We start from the raw sequence: 16498 nt of genomic DNA, 5'->3' as shown, positions 1-16498 counted from the left end.
TGTATGCAAGTCAAATAATTAAAGATTTTTTTCCATGACGTATCTATCTATTCCTAATCCATACTCATTTTTTTGCAATTCTGTTACAGAATACCCCGTACCCTCATATAACTTAATTGCAGAACTATTTTCTGGAGCTACTGTTAATATAACTTTTTTTATCCCTAAATCTTTTAATTCTTTTTCGCTCTCCAATAATAATTTTTTTCCATGGCCCTTCTTCTGATGTTTATTTACAGTCGAAAACCCATAAAGAAAAACTTCGTCTTTACCAAAAATTGGCATATATTGAGCTACAGAAAGTAGTTCATTTTTTTGATTTAAAAGAACATACAGTTTTCCATATCTAATAATAGATTTTATTAACCACATATCCGCATTTCCGATTCCTGAAAACGTATCATTTTCATTTTCTACTATTTTTTCTATTAACTCTTGATTCTCTGGCCTGACTTCAATCAACCTCATAAATACCTCCTAATATCCAATTTCGCAAAGATATAATCCCTGTGGCTCGGCTACTATTTTAGGGTAATAAACTTCGGGATTATTCAACATGTCTTTCAGCTGATTTTCATCCGTTTTCTTAGAATATATACTAAGAGCTGTCCCTACTATTATTCTTATTTGAGATTTTAAAAAAGCATTCCCTCTGATGTAAACTCTAACATCAGTCTCACTAGTATTATAGCACTTAATTTCATGAATTTCTCTATTTGTTGTTCTACTACAACAATCGCTTAACCTAAAATTAGCAAAATCATGCTCTCCAAGAAGTGGATTTAATATTTCTAAAAATTTTTTACAGTCAATTTTTTCAGGATAATATGTTGCATATCTTCTTTTAAAAGTTGTCTTTTCTGAAGTAATATCATATTCATAGGCTCTATGCCTAGCAGAGAATCTAGCACTGAAAGCTTCATCTTTTTCCTCTACTAAAAAAATATTTATATCTATCGGTAAAAGTCCATTTAAAACTCTTTCAAGTCTATGAACTGGTATGCTAGAATTTGTAAAAAAGTTTGAAACTTGATGTTTTGAATGAACACCACGATCTGTTCTTCCTGCTGAAACTAGATTTATCTCCTCTTTCAAAACAACTTTTAAAGCTTTTTCTATTTCTCCTTGAACAGTCCTCATTCCAGGTTGTCTTTGAAATCCAAAAAAATCACTTCCATCATATTCATAGGAAATTTTTACATTTTTCATTTTTATCACCTTTTTCTTATTTTTATATAAAAAAAAAGGGCTCTAATTAGAACCCTTAAAGTATCAAAGTGGTGCGAGAGGAGGGACTTGAACCCTCACGTCTAGGACGCCAGATCCTAAGTCTGGTGCGTCTGCCAATTCCGCCACCCTCGCAGTGGTGCGTCATACTGGGCTCGAACCAGTGACAACACGATTAAAAGTCGTGTGCTCTACCATCTGAGCTAATAACGCGGTTTTTATAAATTTTAATGGGGTGAACGACGGGGCTCGAACCCGCGACAACCAGATCCACAAACTGGCGCTCTACCAACTGAACTACGCTCACCATAAAATTTATGGCGTGTCTGAAGGGATTCGAACCCCTGACCCACGCCTTAGAAGGGCGTTGCTCTATCCAACTGAGCTACAGACACATATGTTTTTATTAAATTGTTTGGAGCGGGAAACGAGGATCGAACTCGCGACATTCAGCTTGGAAGGCTGACGCTCTACCATCTGAGCTATTCCCGCGTAAATGGTCGGAATAGCAAGATTCGAACTTGCGGCCCCCTGCTCCCAAGGCAGGTGCGCTACCGGACTGCGCTATATTCCGTACTATTTTTTTTGTCCCTCAAGACACTAATGATTATATCACCGAAAATATTTTCTGTCAACAAGTTTTTTTAGTTTTTTTTATTTTTTTATGCTAAAATAAATATAAGTTAAGATTTATGGAGGTATTATCAAATGACAAGCAAGAAAAAATTTGCATCTATGTTTTTAATCACAACTTTATTTGGAGCATGTACTGCTGCAGGTGGAACTACTCAATATAATAAAAAAACTACTGGAACTGCTGGTGGAGCCGCTTTAGGTGCCTTAGTTGGTCAAGTTATTGGAAAAGATACGAAAGGAACTCTTATTGGTGCTGGAATCGGTGCTTTAGCAGGACTTGGATGGGGAGCTTATAGAGATAAGCAAGCTGCGGAGTTAACTCAACGTCTTCGTAATACAGATGTTGTAGTTTCTAATCAAGGAAACTATATTAACTTAAATCTTCCTGGTGGAGTAACATTTGCAACTAATAGTTCAACTATAAATAGAAGTTTCTATAGTCCTTTAGATTCAATAGCTTCTGTTATAAATCAATATGGAGAAACTAGAATTGAAGTAGCTGGATTTACTGACAATACTGGTGCATATGATTACAATAGAAGACTTTCTTTAAGCAGAGCTCAAAGCGTTGCTAACTTCCTAGTTTCTAAAGGAGTTAACGGAGCAAGAATAACTGCTGTTGGATATGGACCTGATATGCCTATAGCTAACAATAATTCTGTGGCTGGAAGAGCACAAAATAGAAGAGTAGAAATTAAAATTTACCCAGCTTATAAATAAAAAAAAGGCCAATTGGCCTTTTTTTTATTGCTTATTTTACAGATTCTACAGCTTTTTTTAATCCCTCTTTGTACCCTTCAGAAGTATATGTTGCTCCTGAAACTGCGTCCACTTCATAACTTTGTTTAGCAAGTGTTTGAGAAATTAATTTTTCTAATGCAGGTCCTGCAATAGCTGGAGTATCTTCATTTATAGCTTCAACTTTTAAAATTCTTACTTCATTTTTACTGTTTCTTTTTGCAGTAATTTTAACTGTTATCTTATCGTTGTATCCTTCTCCAGTTCCTTCATAAACTACAGGTGCTGGCTTACTGTTTTCATAGTATATTCCACCTAATCCAACTAGTATAAATAGCGATACTAAAGCTTTTCTTATCTTGTTCTTATCCATTTTTCCCCCACATTTCTAGTAATTATTTTTTAGGAACTAATCTCTTTTGAGTTACAGCTCTATTTTTAATTCCTACCTTTTGGATATATTCTATTAAAACTTCATCTAAACCACCAAAATGAGCTATCTCTTTTCCTGGTTTCAGAGTTGCATACCCGTCTCCTCCTACTGCCATAAAGTCATTTGTAGCTACTACGTAAGTTTTATTTGGATTTAATAATTTTCCCTTAATTTTAATCTCTGATATTTTTTGTCCTTCTGGCTTTTTAGGATCAAATTTAACAGTTAATCCAGCAACTTGTGATAATCCACCAAGAGATTCTGGATAAGCTCTTAATCCGTGCTCTAAAGCAGCTTTTAAATCAGAACCTTTAACTTCTTTTGTAACAACGTAATTTCCAAATGGAAGTACAGTTATTACATCTCCAACAGTTATATCTCCAGCATTGATAGAAGCTCTTATTCCTCCACCATTAGTTAATGCCACGTCAGCTCCTGTTTTCCAAATCATTGAATCTGTTATCAGTTGAGCTAAATTACTCTCTCCAGTTCTAACAACCGATCTATCCCCTTCTAACTTTATAGGAGATTTTCCAATCTTTACACTTGTGATTGTCTTTTGACTAGCCTTTATTGTCTCTATTTTTTCAACTACTTTAGCGTCTCCTTCAACAGCTATTTCATCTTTGCTGATAAGTCTGTAATCTATAGCATTTGATAAATCATCTAAATCTATTCTTACAACACCAACATTTTTAGTATATTCTCCAGTTTGAACTATAGTTACTCCATTTACAACTTTCTTTTCTTTTAATTCAGTATGGCTATGTCCATCAACTATTAATCCAATTTCTGGAACAGCTTCTGCAAGACCTATACTTTGATATTTCTTTTCTGTAGACTCATCATCACCTAAGTGAGTTATAGCTATTATATATTTAACATTTTCTTTTTTAAGTTTAGCTACTATCTCTTTAGCTACTGGAATTGGATCTAAGAACTCTATATCCTCTACATTCTTTGGATTTGTTTTGAAATATGTTTCAGGAGTTGAAAGTCCAAAAATACCAACTTTCATACCATTTACTGTCTTTATATCATATTCTTTTCCTAAAGGTTTTCCAGTTGTTTTATCTATTACGTTAGCAGTTAAAATTCCAAAATTTGCAGTTTTCATAAGTTCTTTTAATCTCTTATCTCCATAATTGAAGTCATGGTTTCCAAGAGCCATATAATCAAGTCCTGTTATGTTTAAAACCTCTACTATTGATTCACCTTTATTTAAAGTGGCAAAAGTAGTTCCATGAAGAGTATCTCCAGCATCTAAAATTAGAACTTCTCCGTTATTCTTGTCAGCTTGGTAATTTTTAGCAATAGTAGATACTTTAGCATATCCTACTCCATCAAATTTTGATTCTTCTGCTCTTCCATGAACATCATTTACATGAATTAGTGTCAATTCATAATCTTTCTCTTTTGTTCTACCTAAAGAACTACATCCTGCAACTGATATTAAAAGCGCTAATACTCCAATTAACTTAACATTACTCTTCACTATAGCCTCCCGTTAGATTTAGATTTGATTTATATTTATAGATTTAACATTGATAGTTCTTTCATCGCTTGATTTAGGTATTGTAATTTCACCAGTTTTAATTTTTTCAATAACTGCTTCTCTTCCTGGAATATTTTCTTCTATTCCAATAATTTTCCAGTTGTTGTCAATTTTTGGTGAAAGTTGACCTTTAAGATTTTCTTGAACATACTTAACAATCATTTCTCTAACTCTTCCACCATCTTGTAACTCTTCATAAGAATCGTAGTACTTATCTTCTGGCTTTATTAACCCAAGGTTTTGAAGAGTTCCAAATCTGTAGTTATTTACTGCAACTTTATATATTTTGTTAGGATCTATTGGTTGTCCATTTATAGTTGCATTTTTTATTCTATTTCCAGGCTCTTGTGATATATCTATAACGTAATTAACTCCATCAAACATATCATAGTTATATCCTCTTACTTTTTCGTCAAATGAAATTGTGATATCTCCAGGTACAGCTTTATTGTAGTAATTTGCTGACCATTCCATATACTTTAATAGATTTTCTCCAGTCATATTTACACCCATAAGTGTATTTGTATATTTATATATGAAAGCTACGTCCTTTTTCTTAAAATCTCCAGGTTGTAGGTTAGAATCCACATTAAATATAGCTGCTGATGATACATCTGCCTTAGAATAATGCTTTTGAACTTCATTTATAAGTTCAACTATTGAAGTATCTTCAATTTGAGATGTTGGCATAGTTGTAACTTTTTCTGCACCAGTTATGTAATCAACTCTAGGTATAAATACTTCCGTTACTTTTCCTATAACTTGATTTGCATCCTCTCTTGACTTCTCGTGAACCGGTTTGAATTTTTCAATAATTTCAGCATCTGCTTCATAGTTCTTACTTTCTATATTCTTAGCAGTTACGTCTTTTATTTCCCATTTACCATTTTCTTTCTTTACTTTTATTTCTCCTGTTGCAACACCCCAACCGTAAGCTCCTGGCTCTAATACTAGAGTATTGTTAACTTCAGTTACATATTTAGCATGCTCATGACCTGCAAATATAAGATTAAACTCTGGAACTTCCTGTGCTAAATCAAAAGCACCAGTTGCACCATACTCGTCTTTTCTTCCAAGATGCACTGCACCTATTAAAACATCATACTTACCTTTTAGTGCTTCTACAGTTCTTTTTACAGCTGGCATAGGATCTTCAAATTTTAATCCTTTAAAATGCTCAGGAGCTGATGCTTCCCACATAGGAACGTGAGGTGGAATAACTCCAATTACAGCTACTTTTACTCCCTCGATATCAAATATTTGATATGGAAGAACAAAGTCAGAACCGTCTACTTCATTTTGGATATTAGCATTTACAACTGCTCCGTTGAAGTTTTTAATATTTCTTGTTATAAACTCTTTTTCAAAGTTAAATTCATGGTTTCCAAGAACCCAAACATCATAGTTCATAGTGTTCATAGCCTCAACCATTGGATGTGTATCTAAGTTATTAAATAGTTCAGCACTATTATCTTGAACAGTATCTCCAACATCAATTAAAACAAGATTAGGATTTTTTTCTCTTAATTCTTTTACTATGCTATTTGTTTTAGCAAATCCTGAACTTTTATCTTCAGAATCAATTGCGTACTCGTAAGGGTATATTCTTCCATGCATATCAGATGTAGCTGCGAAAGTTAAAGTTATTTCTTCAGCTTTTGCTTCTCCCTTTTTAACAACCTTTTGCTCTAACTTTAAAGGTTCTTCTTTAAACTCTTTTGCTTGTACTTCAGGTTCAGCTGGTTTGTTACATCCTGTAAACAGAGCAGCAAGTATCAAACTACCAACTAAAAACTTAATTTTCATTACTTCATCTCCCTTTTTTCTCTTTTTATAAACATAATAGATATAGCTGCTGTAAATGGCACCGTAGCTATAATTCCTATACTTCCTGCTAGTCCATTTGTTATTTCTATAGCTATTGATGGAATATTGATAAATTGATTATAACTCATATCATATCCCCATATCATCATTATCATTGGAAGTGAGCTTCCTGCAAAAGCTAAAATTAGGGTATTTACCATCGTCCCCATTATATCTTTTCCAATATTCATACTTGAAATAAAAAGTTGTCCCATGCTTATATCCCTTTGATGTTCATAGAGCTCGTTTGTAGATGATGCTATAGACATAGCAACGTCCATAACTGCTCCGAGTGATGCAATAAGAATAGATACAAACAGAAGTCCCTTTATTTTTAAACTATAATCCTTAGCTATGTAGAGAAGTTGTTCTCCACCCTCCATATTTATTCCTGAAAGATTCATGACCTCTCCTGAAAAATATGATATGAGTCCTCCCAATGTTATTCCAAATATTGTTCCTACAATCGCTGAGTAAGTTTTTCTATTAAAACCTCCAATTAGCAAGAAACTTATTAGTATTATTATTGAAACTAAAGCTATAGAACTAGGTATAGGTTCGACCCCTGCAAAGAGCATCGGTAACAATAAATATATTATCACAGCTCCAGTGAAAATTAAAGATAAAATTGATTTAACTCCCTTCATTTTACCCATAATAAACACTAAGAGTAAAAATACCGTACTAAGTCCATACAAAAAAATATCTCTTTTTTGATTATAGAGCCACACAATTTTCTTTCCATCTTTTTCTCTAACTGTAAATATTGCCTTTAAATCTTTTGTGGCGTATGTGTTATGGAGGTTGCTAAGAGTGTTATATACAGGGTGAATATTCCCCTTTTCACTCCCCTCCAAAATTTCAACTTCTAATTTTTGACTTCCCCTAAATTTCCCCTCAATCACTGGATCTTTCATAAGATTTTCTTCTACTATTCTCATTATTTTTCCAGATACAAACTCCTGTTTAAAAACTTTTCCACCTTTATATACTTCAGTATACTTAGGTGAGATCCAAGCCATTAAGATAATTGAGATTAAAACTAAAATCGGTAAAATTTTCTCTTTCATCACATGTTTCCTTTCAAAATTTTTATAAAAAAAAGAAGGGTATTGAAACCCTCCTAAATTATATACTATTTTTATATTATTTGTTAGAGATTGATTCTACACCTGGTAAAACTTTTCCTTCTAAATACTCAAGAGAAGCTCCTCCACCAGTTGAGATATGAGAGAACTTTTCAGCAAATCCTAAGCTTATTGCTGCTGCTGCTGAATCTCCTCCACCTATTATTGTAGTAGCATTTTTAAGGTTAGCTATAGCTTCACAAACTCCGATAGTTCCTTTAGCATAACTTGGCATTTCAAATACACCCATAGGTCCATTCCATACAACTGTCTTTGCTCCAACTAATTCGTCAGTAAATAATTTTACTGTTGCTGGTCCAATATCTAATCCCATTTCATCTGATGGAATCTCATCTACTGATACAACTGAATGAGGTGCATCATTATTAAATTCTTTACAAACTACTGTATCTATTGGAAGAATTATTTTTCCATTAGCTTTTTCAAGAAGTTCTTTTGCAAGTCCTACTTTATCCTCTTCAACTAAAGATGTTCCTGTATTTTTTCCAAGAGCTTTAAAGAATGTAAACATCATAGCTCCACCTATTAATATTTTATCAGCTTTAACTAATAGATTTTCGATAACTCCTATTTTATCAGAAACTTTCGCTCCTCCTAAAATAGCAACTAAAGGTCTTTCAGGACTATCAACTGCTCCACCGATAAATTTAATTTCTTTTTCCATTAAGAATCCTGCAGCTGTATTTCCCTCTCCGATATTAGCAGCAATTCCAACATTTGATGCGTGGGCTCTATGAGCTGTTCCAAAGGCATCATTTACAAATAGGTCTCCTAAAGAAGCCCAGTATTTTCCTAATTCTTCGTCGTTTTTAGACTCTTTCTTTCCATCTAAATCTTCGAATCTAGTATTTTGGAACATTAAGATTTCTCCATCTTTTAAATCAGCTACAGCTTTTTCTAACTCTTCTCCTCTTGTAGCATTTATAAACTTAACTGGTTGTCCTAATAACTCAGAAAGTCTTTCAGCTACTGGAGCTATATTTCTCTTTTCTAAATCTTCTTCAGTTTTAACTTTTCCTAAGTGTGAGAAAACAATAGCTTTTCCACCGTTTTCTAAAACATATTTTATAGTTGGAAGTGCTGCAACTATTCTATTCTCATCAGTTATTTTTCCGTCCTTCATAGGAACGTTAAAATCAACTCTCATAAGTACTTTTTTACCTTTTAAGTTTAAATCAGTAACACTTTTCTTAGCCATGATATATCCTCCATCAATTTGAAATTTTTCTTAAAAAAAAGCGGAACTTTTAAGTTCCGCTTATTCTATTTATTCAATTACTTTGATAACTCTACAAACTTCTTTAAAGTTCTGATTAATTGAGCTGTATAAGACATCTCATTATCATACCAAGAAACAGTTTTAACTAATTGCTTATCTCCAACTGTTAATACTCTTGTTTGAGTTGCATCAAATAGAGATCCGAAATCGATTCCTATGATATCAGTTGAAACTAACTCTTCTTCTGTGTATCCGAATGATTCGTTAGAAGCAGCTTTCATAGCAGCGTTAACTTCAGCTACTGTTACTGGCTTTTCAAGTACAGTTACTAACTCAGTTAATGATCCAGTTATTACTGGTACTCTTTGAGCAGAACCATCTAATTTTCCAGCTAATTCAGGAATTACTAATCCGATTGCTTTTGCAGCTCCAGTTGTGTTAGGAACTATGTTTGCTGCTGCAGCTCTACCTCTTCTTAGGTCTCCTTTAGCATGTGGTGCATCTAAAGTATTTTGATCGTTTGTATAAGCATGTATTGTAGTCATTAATCCTTCTACAATTCCAAACTGATCTTGTAATACTTTAGCCATTGGTGCTAAACAGTTTGTTGTACAAGAAGCTCCAGATATAACTGTTTCTTCTCCTGTTAATATATTATCATTTACGTTATATACTATAGTTTTAACATCTCCAGTAGCTGGTGCAGATATAACTACTTTTTTAGCTCCTGCTTCGATGTGTAATTCTGCTTTTTCTTTAGAAGTAAAGAATCCAGTACACTCAAGAACTACGTCTACATCAAGTGCTTTCCAAGGTAAGTTTTTAGGATCTCTATCAGCAACAACTTTTATGAATTTCCCATTTACTAAGAATCCACCTTCAACAACCTCGATTGTTCCATCGAATCTTCCTTGTGCTGAATCATATTTGAAAAGATGTGCTAGTGTTTTTTCATTTGTTAAATCATTGATAGCCACCACTTCAAACTCTGGATTGTTAATCATTAATCTTAATGCTAGTCTTCCGATTCTTCCGAATCCGTTAATTGCTACTTTAACTGCCATTAGATAAACCTCCCTATTTATAGTTACTTTTATTTATAGTTGTTTTTATGTTACTTAAATAATATATTAAGTTTTATTGTTTGTCAAATATATGGTAAGAATTAAAATTAATCTTTTTATGATTATTTTTTCATATTTAGAATCTTTGTCATGTCCTCTGGTAAACCAATTTCAACAGTTTTATCACTATTAGTTTCTAAATCCGTAAATATTAGTCTGTAAGAGTGTAATAGTTGTCTGTTGGCTCTTTCATCAGATCCACCATACAAATCATCACCTAAGATTGGGTACCCCTCTAAAGACAAATGAGCTCTTATTTGATGAGTTCTTCCTGTAAATAATTCAAGCTCAACTAAAGTTAAATTCTCATCTGGGAATCTTTCTAGCACTTTTACAAATGTTTTTGCTGTTTGTCCTCCAGCTTCAACACTCATTTCTTTTCTTCTTAACTCTTCTCCTTCTTTTCCAAGAGGTTTTTCAATCATAAATTCATCTTTTTCTATAATTCCTTTTACAATAGCTTTATAGAATTTTTTAACTGTTGCCTTATCTTGTAAAAAAGCCTGTGCGTAAGCATTCTTAGTTACAACTACAAGTCCAGATGTATTCATATCCAGTCTATTATAAAATCTTGGTGGTAATATCTCCCCCATAGTTTCTTTAAAATAGTGGATAACACCATTTGCTAAAGTTTTATCAACTTTTTTAGTAGTTGGATGTACAAGTAGGAACGGTTCTTTATCAATTATAAGTAAGTTTTTATCCTCGTAAGCAATCTTTAAATCCATTGGGATAGGTTCTATTCCAACTTCTTTTCCTTTTTCCTTAACCATTAGACGGTTTAATTTCTTTAATGTTTTAGTTGTTTTAACTCTTTTTCCATTTAAATAAACTTCTACATTTCTAAGACTTCTTCCCGAGTACCCTTTAACTTCTCTTAAATATTGAGAAATCTTATAATTGTTATACTCAGGTTCTATTGTAAACTTTTTCATTAATACACCTCATAATTTATTTCATATGCTTTTAATTATACCTAGATTTTCAATAAAATTCAAAATTTATATTTAAATAAAAAAAGGATCCCTAAAGATCCTTACTTTTATTACTTAGATTTTACTGCGATAACTTCAATTTCAACTTTAACGTCTCTAGGAAGTCTTGCAACTTCAACACAAGCTCTAGCAGGTTTAACTTCTCCTAAATACTCATTGTAAACTTCATTTATAGCTGCGAAGTCGTTCATATCTTTAATGAAAACTCCAGCTTTTACAACATCTTTAAGTGTGTATCCAGCTTCCATAAGTATAGCTTTAACATTCTCTAAAGATTGTTTAGTTTGCTCTTTAACATCTTCTGATACGATTGCCATTGTAGATGGAACAAATGGAATTTGTCCTGAAACAAATAACATTCCATTAGCTTCTATAGCTTGTGAGTATGGTCCGATAGCCGCAGGTGCGTTAACTGTATTTATAATTTTTTTCATTTAAATAAACCTCCATAAAAAAATTCTTTGTTCTACTTAGAGTTTACCACATTAAAAATACTATTTTCAATTTCTTTTTTTAATTTCAACGCTTTTTTGGGATTTCCTTTTGCGGATATAGCCACTTGATAATCATCATTTTCTAGTATAGCAGCAAATCTTGCACTCATATTTAATTTAGATGTAATATTGTTTACAAGTATGTTTTTTTCATTACAAAGTTCAACGATTTTTAAATTTAATTCTTCGTTGTCAGTTGCAGCGATTACTAAAAAAGGTTTTTCTAAATCTGCTTCACAAAAATAATTTTTCTTTAACTCTATATCTAAATCCATAAACTCATGTTTAACGTGAGGAGAAATCACTCTAACTTTTGCACCATATTCTAGAAGTGTTTTAGTTTTTCTAAGAGCAATATTTCCGCCCCCAACCACTAAACACTCCTTATCGTTCAAATCTATAAACATAGGGAAAAAGGATTTTTTATCCATTACTTTTTCTCTCCAATAGCTCTAAATGCTTTATCCATAGCTACTAATGTCTTGTCTAAGTCCTCTTTTGTATGAGCTGTAGATACGAAATGAGCTTCAAATTTTGAAGGTGGAGTTACAACTCCCTCATCTAGCATAGTGTTGAAGTATACAGAGTATGCCTCAGAGCTTGTAGCCATTACATCTTGAAGAGACGCAACTTTATCCGCTTCAGTAAAGAAAATTGTAAATAAAGATCCAAATCTATTTATTGTGATTGGTACTTCATATTTCTTAGCTATTTTAGTTACTTCATCTGTCAGATAAATAACTTTATCTGCTAATTCTTTATAAAGAGTTTCTCTATTTTCTAAAAGATAACTTACAGTTTCTATTCCAGCTCTAACAGCTACCGGATTTCCAGAAAGTGTTCCTGCATGATAAACTCTTCCAATTGGAGCTATCATTTCCATTATATCTCTTCTTCCACCAAAAGCTCCTACTGGATAACCTCCACCTATTATTTTTCCAAGTGTAGTTATATCAGGAGTTATTCCAAATACTTCTTGTGCTCCTCCAAGAGAAACACGGAATCCAGAGATAACTTCATCAAATATAAGAAGAGTCCCAGTTTCTGTACAAACTTTTCTTATATCTTTTAAAAATTTCTCTTCACTATTCATAAGACCCATATTTGCTGGAATCGGCTCCATTATTAAACAAGCCACATCTTTTTTCTCTAATATTTCTCTAACTTCATCTATATTTCCAAAAGATGCAACTAAAGTATCTCTTAAAACACCCTCTGTTATACCATTACTATCTTGATATCCATCAGTTAAAAGTCCTGACCCAGAACTTACAAGAAGTGAATCTGAATGTCCGTGATAACATCCTTCAAATTTTAAAATCTTGTTTCTATTTGTATAAGCTCTAGCTACTCTTATAGCAGCCATAGTTGCTTCAGTTCCAGAAGTTGTAAATCTTATCATATCCATAGATGGATAACATTTACAAACAAGCTCTGCCAAATCAACTTCCATTTTAGTTGGTAGACCAAAAGAACTTCCTAACTCTATGCTCTCTCTTACTCCAGCTAAAACTCTTTCGTTGTTGTGTCCAAGAATAAGCGGACCCCAAGAACAGATATAATCTATATATTCATTATTATCTTCATCTATTATTTTTGAACCCATTCCCTGCTTAACAAAAATTGGGTAAGTTTTATTTACTGATTTAAAAGCTCTAACTGGACTGTTTACTCCTCCAGGAATTATCTTAGCAGCTCTTTCATATATTTTTTCTGAATTTTCATATCTCAAATTAATTCACTCTCCATTTTGCTATATCTTTAGCATGGTAAGTTATTATGATACTAGCCCCTGCTCTTCTCATAGCATACATATTTTCAAGAACAACCTTCTCTTCGTCTAGCCACCCTTTTTCAGCAGCAGCTTTAACCATAGAGTATTCTCCACTTACATTGTAAACAGCGATTGGTAAATCAATTACATCAGCTATCGACTTTACAACATCTAAATATGGCATTCCAGGTTTTACCATTATGATGTCAGCACCTTCGGCCACATCATTTCTAGCTTCTAAAATATAATCACGAGAGTTTCTAAAATCCATTTGGTAAGCTTTTCTATCTCCAAAACTTGGTGCTGAATCTGCAGCTTCACGGAAAGGACCGTAGTAGCTTGAAGAATATTTAACACTGTAAGACATTATTGGAGTATGATGGAACCCAGCTTCATCTAAAGCTTTTCTAATAGCTCCAATTCTTCCATCCATCATATCTGACGGAGCTATAATATCAGCTCCAGCTTTTGCATGAGAGATTGCAATCTTTTCTAAAAGCTTTACAGTTGGATCATTTAGAACTTGATCCCCTTCCAATATTCCACAGTGTCCATGAGATGTGTATTCACACATACAAACATCTGTAACAATTAGGAAGTCTGGAAACTCATTTTTTATAAATCTTAGAGCTTGCTGAACTATTCCATTGTTATTATATGCCTCAGAACCTATCTCGTCTTTTTGAGCTGGAATACCAAAAAGTAAAAGTGATCTAATCCCTAGATCTTTTAACTCTTGAAGTTCAGGTTTTAGCATATCAATTGAAAATCTGTATTGCCCTGGCATAGAAGAAATTTCAGTCTTTATACCATTTCCCTCTTCTATGAAAAGAGGATATACTAAATTATCTAAAGAAAAAGTTACGTTTGAAACCAAATCTCTCATAGTTTGAGATGTTCTAGTTCTTCTTGTTCTATTAAACATTTTACTCTCCTTTAATGGCAGCTATAACACCATCAATATCATAAACTTTAGCTTCTAAATCAACAGTGAATCCTAATTTTTTCATTGTAGCACTCGTTACTGGACCTATTGATACCATTTTCTTTCCATTAACTAAACTTAAATCTCCACCTAGAGCATCATAAAATGACTCAACTGTTGAAGAACTTAAGAAAGTTACATGATCTACCTTTTTTAAGATATTTTCTACTGACTCTTTATCTCTTATAACTTTTTTTGTATTATAAGCTGATAACTTAGAAAACTCTCTCTTATAATTTTTAGACCATCCTTCACAATCAGCTGGAGATATATCAGAAGTTATAACCAATACTTTATCTCCCTCTTGTGTAAATTGTACTACTTCTTTTGCTAGTTCTGAAACCATATATTTTTCAGGCATAAAATCTGGAGTAATTCTATAAGTTTTAAGAACCTCTGCTGTCTTACTTCCAACAACTCCAATTTTAACATTTCCAAGCACTCTTAGGTCAGAAATATTTTTCATAAAAGCTTTAACTCCATTAGGTGAGTTAAATAATAAAGCATTATAATTTTTAAGTTCTGAATAATCAAATCCATGACAAGAATCTTCTATTTCTAAGAAATCCATCTCAGATACGTCTGCTCCTTCTATACGAAGCTTTTCAGTAAATTCTCCTGCTAGCTTTTTATCTCTAGTAACTAAAACTTTAGTTCCAGAAAGAGGTAAGTTTTCAAACCATTCGAAACTAGTTCTTAGATTTACAACATCTCCGATTATTGTTATAGCTGGAGGAACTATATTTCTCTCAGAAGCTATCTCTACAATATTTTCAATAGTTCCAACTGTAACTCTTTGATTTGTATTAGCTCCTTTTTCTATTATAGCAACAGGAGTCTTTGGATTTTTACCATATTTTATTAAATCTCCAGTTATCAAATCTAGATTTTTAATTCCCATTAGGAAAACTAAAGTTCCCTCTAATTTTGCAATTGTAGAAAAATCATGCCATTCACCGTTTTCCATAGTATGTCCTGTGAAAACATGGAAAGAACGTGATACTCCTCTATGAGTTACTGGAATACCAGCATATTCAGGAACAGCTATTGAAGAACTTATTCCAGGAATAATTTCAAAAGGTATAGAGTACTTTATAATTTCCTCTATCTCTTCTCCACCTCTTCCAAAAACAAATGGATCTCCACCTTTTACTCTGGCTACAATTTTCCCCTCTAAAGCTTTTTGTGCAAGAGTTTGATTTATCTCATCTTGAATAACTCCACCCTCTGTATTTCCTTTTCCAAGGTAAATAAATTCAGCATCTTTTTTAGCAAGATCTAAAACTTTTGGATCTATAAGTCTATCATAGACAATACAATCAGCTTCCTCTATACATCTTTTACCTTTTAGTGTAAGTAAATCTATATTTCCGCATCCAGCTCCAATTATATATACTTTCCCCTTAGCCATTTATCTTCTCCCTTATTCTTTCAGCTAGTATATGTGCAATCTCTTTCCCCAGTTTTGCATCAGCAGTAACTTCATCTTTATACATAATATCGTTTTGACAGTATACACCTCTTAAAGTGATTTCTTCATTTTCTAAATGACCAGTACATCCCATTGGAGTATGACAACCTCCGTCAAATATTTTAGAGAATTCTCTTTCTATATCAACTATTTCCTCTATTTTAGAGTTATGAATAGAAAGTAAAACATTTTTTATAAACTCATCATTTTCTCTACATTGGATATGAAGTGCCCCTTGAGCTGGTGCTGGCATCATTAAATCATAATCTAAAAACTCAGTTATTCTATCAGAAAGTCCAACTCTTATAAGTCCTGCCGCTGCTAAAAGAATAGCATCATATTGTCCTTCATCTAATTTACGAAGTCTTGTATGTATATTTCCACGAAGTTGTTTTATTTCTAAATCAGGTCTTGCCATACGAAGTCCCATAGTTCTTCTAAGAGAACTTGTTCCTACTACAGCACCGTGAGGTAGTTCTAAAAGAGTTTTTCCGCTTCTACTAACCAATACGTCTCTATTATCTTCACGATCTGGTGTAGCTCCACAAATAAGTCCAGGAGGAGAAACTATAGGCATATCCTTCATTGAGTGAACAGCTAAGTCTATTGTTCCATCAAGTAACTCTTGCTCTATCTCTTTTGTAAAAAAGCTCTTTAAAGATTTATCACTATTGTTCCAGTTACTAACTAGGTCAGTATCTCCACTTGTAACTATAACTTTTAATTCAAATTCAATCTCAGGAAATTTACCTTTCAATCTCCCCATAATCATCTCACTCTGTGCTAAAGCTAAAATACTACCTCTACTACCAATTACTATTTTATTTTTCATT

Annotated in this window: 16 protein-coding genes and 6 tRNA genes; 1 reads left to right on the top strand and 21 read right to left on the bottom strand. The window is 32.9% G+C overall.

Translation table 11 applies throughout. The features are described 5' to 3' along the window. Positions 1-18: 18 nt before the first annotated feature. From H3N56_RS07270 to H3N56_RS07235, 8 genes are all read right to left on the bottom strand, one after another. Positions 19-468, bottom strand: coding sequence for an N-acetyltransferase (locus H3N56_RS07270; RefSeq protein WP_185880553.1), 450 nt, complete (start codon positions 466-468; stop codon positions 19-21). 9 nt (positions 469-477) lie between these two features. Further along, positions 478-1209, bottom strand: a complete 732-nt coding sequence (gene truA / locus H3N56_RS07265; RefSeq protein WP_185880552.1) for a tRNA pseudouridine(38-40) synthase TruA — start codon at positions 1207-1209, stop codon at positions 478-480. Positions 1210-1278: 69 nt separating this feature from the next. Beyond that, positions 1279-1362, bottom strand: a tRNA-Leu gene (locus H3N56_RS07260). A 2-nt stretch (positions 1363-1364) separates the two neighbouring features. Beyond that, a tRNA-Lys gene (locus tag H3N56_RS07255) sits at positions 1365-1440 on the bottom strand. Between the two features lie 18 nt (positions 1441-1458). Beyond that, a tRNA-His gene (locus H3N56_RS07250) sits at positions 1459-1534 on the bottom strand. 11 nt (positions 1535-1545) lie between these two features. After that, a tRNA-Arg gene (locus H3N56_RS07245) sits at positions 1546-1622 on the bottom strand. A 21-nt stretch (positions 1623-1643) separates the two neighbouring features. Then, a tRNA-Gly gene (locus H3N56_RS07240) sits at positions 1644-1719 on the bottom strand. A 5-nt stretch (positions 1720-1724) separates the two neighbouring features. Then, a tRNA-Pro gene (locus H3N56_RS07235) sits at positions 1725-1801 on the bottom strand. A 134-nt stretch (positions 1802-1935) separates the two neighbouring features. Between H3N56_RS07235 and H3N56_RS07230 the strand changes: the two genes are divergently transcribed. Then, positions 1936-2583, top strand: coding sequence for an OmpA family protein (locus H3N56_RS07230; RefSeq protein ID WP_185880551.1), 648 nt, complete (start codon positions 1936-1938; stop codon positions 2581-2583). Between the two features lie 31 nt (positions 2584-2614). On the opposite strand, the gene H3N56_RS07225 is transcribed toward H3N56_RS07230, so the two are convergent. From H3N56_RS07225 to hemC, 13 genes are all read right to left on the bottom strand, one after another. Further along, the gene (locus H3N56_RS07225) at positions 2615-2974 is read right to left on the bottom strand and encodes an FMN-binding protein (RefSeq protein ID WP_185880550.1); all 360 of its coding nucleotides are present in this window, start codon (positions 2972-2974) and stop codon (positions 2615-2617) included. 22 nt (positions 2975-2996) lie between these two features. Continuing rightward, positions 2997-4529 (bottom strand): 5'-nucleotidase C-terminal domain-containing protein, encoded by a 1533-nt coding sequence (locus H3N56_RS07220; protein ID WP_185880549.1) that lies wholly within the window; start codon positions 4527-4529, stop codon positions 2997-2999. A gap of 18 nt (positions 4530-4547) precedes the next feature. Beyond that, on the bottom strand, positions 4548-6395 hold the full coding sequence (locus H3N56_RS07215; RefSeq protein WP_185880548.1) for a bifunctional UDP-sugar hydrolase/5'-nucleotidase: 1848 nt from the start codon (positions 6393-6395) through the stop codon (positions 4548-4550). Then, on the bottom strand, positions 6395-7525 hold the full coding sequence (locus H3N56_RS07210) for a YibE/F family protein (RefSeq protein WP_185880547.1): 1131 nt from the start codon (positions 7523-7525) through the stop codon (positions 6395-6397). Before H3N56_RS07210 ends, H3N56_RS07215 begins: the two co-directional genes overlap by 1 nt. A 76-nt stretch (positions 7526-7601) precedes the next feature. After that, on the bottom strand, positions 7602-8801 hold the full coding sequence (pgk, locus tag H3N56_RS07205; protein ID WP_185880546.1) for a phosphoglycerate kinase: 1200 nt from the start codon (positions 8799-8801) through the stop codon (positions 7602-7604). 77 nt (positions 8802-8878) lie between these two features. Continuing rightward, positions 8879-9886, bottom strand: a complete 1008-nt coding sequence (gene gap / locus H3N56_RS07200; RefSeq protein ID WP_185880545.1) for a type I glyceraldehyde-3-phosphate dehydrogenase — start codon at positions 9884-9886, stop codon at positions 8879-8881. A 122-nt stretch (positions 9887-10008) separates the two neighbouring features. Further along, positions 10009-10881, bottom strand: a complete 873-nt coding sequence (locus tag H3N56_RS07195; protein WP_185880544.1) for an RluA family pseudouridine synthase — start codon at positions 10879-10881, stop codon at positions 10009-10011. 110 nt (positions 10882-10991) lie between these two features. After that, positions 10992-11375, bottom strand: a complete 384-nt coding sequence (locus H3N56_RS07190; RefSeq protein WP_185880543.1) for a RidA family protein — start codon at positions 11373-11375, stop codon at positions 10992-10994. A gap of 32 nt (positions 11376-11407) precedes the next feature. Further along, a complete protein-coding gene (locus H3N56_RS07185) occupies positions 11408-11866 on the bottom strand; it encodes a bifunctional precorrin-2 dehydrogenase/sirohydrochlorin ferrochelatase (protein ID WP_185880542.1) in 459 nt (152 codons plus the stop codon). Further along, on the bottom strand, positions 11866-13167 hold the full coding sequence (gene hemL / locus H3N56_RS07180; RefSeq protein ID WP_185880541.1) for a glutamate-1-semialdehyde 2,1-aminomutase: 1302 nt from the start codon (positions 13165-13167) through the stop codon (positions 11866-11868). The genes H3N56_RS07185 and hemL overlap by 1 nt, the downstream gene beginning before the upstream one ends. A 1-nt stretch (position 13168) precedes the next feature. Beyond that, positions 13169-14134 carry a porphobilinogen synthase gene (hemB, locus tag H3N56_RS07175; RefSeq protein ID WP_185880540.1) on the bottom strand — a complete coding sequence of 322 codons (966 nt, stop codon included), beginning with the start codon at positions 14132-14134 and terminating at the stop codon, positions 13169-13171. 1 nt (position 14135) lies between these two features. Beyond that, the gene (gene cobA, locus H3N56_RS07170; RefSeq protein ID WP_185880539.1) at positions 14136-15605 is read right to left on the bottom strand and encodes a uroporphyrinogen-III C-methyltransferase; all 1470 of its coding nucleotides are present in this window, start codon (positions 15603-15605) and stop codon (positions 14136-14138) included. Continuing rightward, a complete protein-coding gene (gene hemC, locus H3N56_RS07165; protein ID WP_185880538.1) occupies positions 15598-16497 on the bottom strand; it encodes a hydroxymethylbilane synthase in 900 nt (299 codons plus the stop codon). The genes cobA and hemC overlap by 8 nt, the downstream gene beginning before the upstream one ends. Position 16498: the final 1 nt, after the last annotated feature.

This window comes from Cetobacterium sp. 2A (assembly GCF_014250685.1).
Lineage (GTDB): Bacteria > Fusobacteriota > Fusobacteriia > Fusobacteriales > Fusobacteriaceae > Cetobacterium.
Note: the sequence above shows the minus strand (reverse complement) of the source record. Positions and strands in the feature narration are given on the sequence as shown.

What these genes read in the sequence shown, in the direction of transcription:
- cobA (WP_185880539.1), bottom strand. Translation starts at nt 15,605, where the DNA reads ATGGCTAAGGGGAAAGTATATATAATTGGAGCTGGATGCGGAAATATA.
- H3N56_RS07225 (WP_185880550.1), bottom strand. Translation starts at nt 2,974, where the DNA reads ATGGATAAGAACAAGATAAGAAAAGCTTTAGTATCGCTATTTATACTA.
- H3N56_RS07185 (WP_185880542.1), bottom strand. Translation starts at nt 11,866, where the DNA reads ATGGATAAAAAATCCTTTTTCCCTATGTTTATAGATTTGAACGATAAG.
- truA (WP_185880552.1), bottom strand. Translation starts at nt 1,209, where the DNA reads ATGAAAAATGTAAAAATTTCCTATGAATATGATGGAAGTGATTTTTTT.
- hemB (WP_185880540.1), bottom strand. Translation starts at nt 14,134, where the DNA reads ATGTTTAATAGAACAAGAAGAACTAGAACATCTCAAACTATGAGAGAT.
- H3N56_RS07230 (WP_185880551.1), top strand. Translation starts at nt 1,936, where the DNA reads ATGACAAGCAAGAAAAAATTTGCATCTATGTTTTTAATCACAACTTTA.
- hemC (WP_185880538.1), bottom strand. Translation starts at nt 16,497, where the DNA reads ATGAAAAATAAAATAGTAATTGGTAGTAGAGGTAGTATTTTAGCTTTA.
- H3N56_RS07190 (WP_185880543.1), bottom strand. Translation starts at nt 11,375, where the DNA reads ATGAAAAAAATTATAAATACAGTTAACGCACCTGCGGCTATCGGACCA.
- pgk (WP_185880546.1), bottom strand. Translation starts at nt 8,801, where the DNA reads ATGGCTAAGAAAAGTGTTACTGATTTAAACTTAAAAGGTAAAAAAGTA.
- H3N56_RS07210 (WP_185880547.1), bottom strand. Translation starts at nt 7,525, where the DNA reads ATGAAAGAGAAAATTTTACCGATTTTAGTTTTAATCTCAATTATCTTA.
- H3N56_RS07270 (WP_185880553.1), bottom strand. Translation starts at nt 468, where the DNA reads ATGAGGTTGATTGAAGTCAGGCCAGAGAATCAAGAGTTAATAGAAAAA.
- H3N56_RS07215 (WP_185880548.1), bottom strand. Translation starts at nt 6,395, where the DNA reads ATGAAAATTAAGTTTTTAGTTGGTAGTTTGATACTTGCTGCTCTGTTT.
- gap (WP_185880545.1), bottom strand. Translation starts at nt 9,886, where the DNA reads ATGGCAGTTAAAGTAGCAATTAACGGATTCGGAAGAATCGGAAGACTA.
- H3N56_RS07195 (WP_185880544.1), bottom strand. Translation starts at nt 10,881, where the DNA reads ATGAAAAAGTTTACAATAGAACCTGAGTATAACAATTATAAGATTTCT.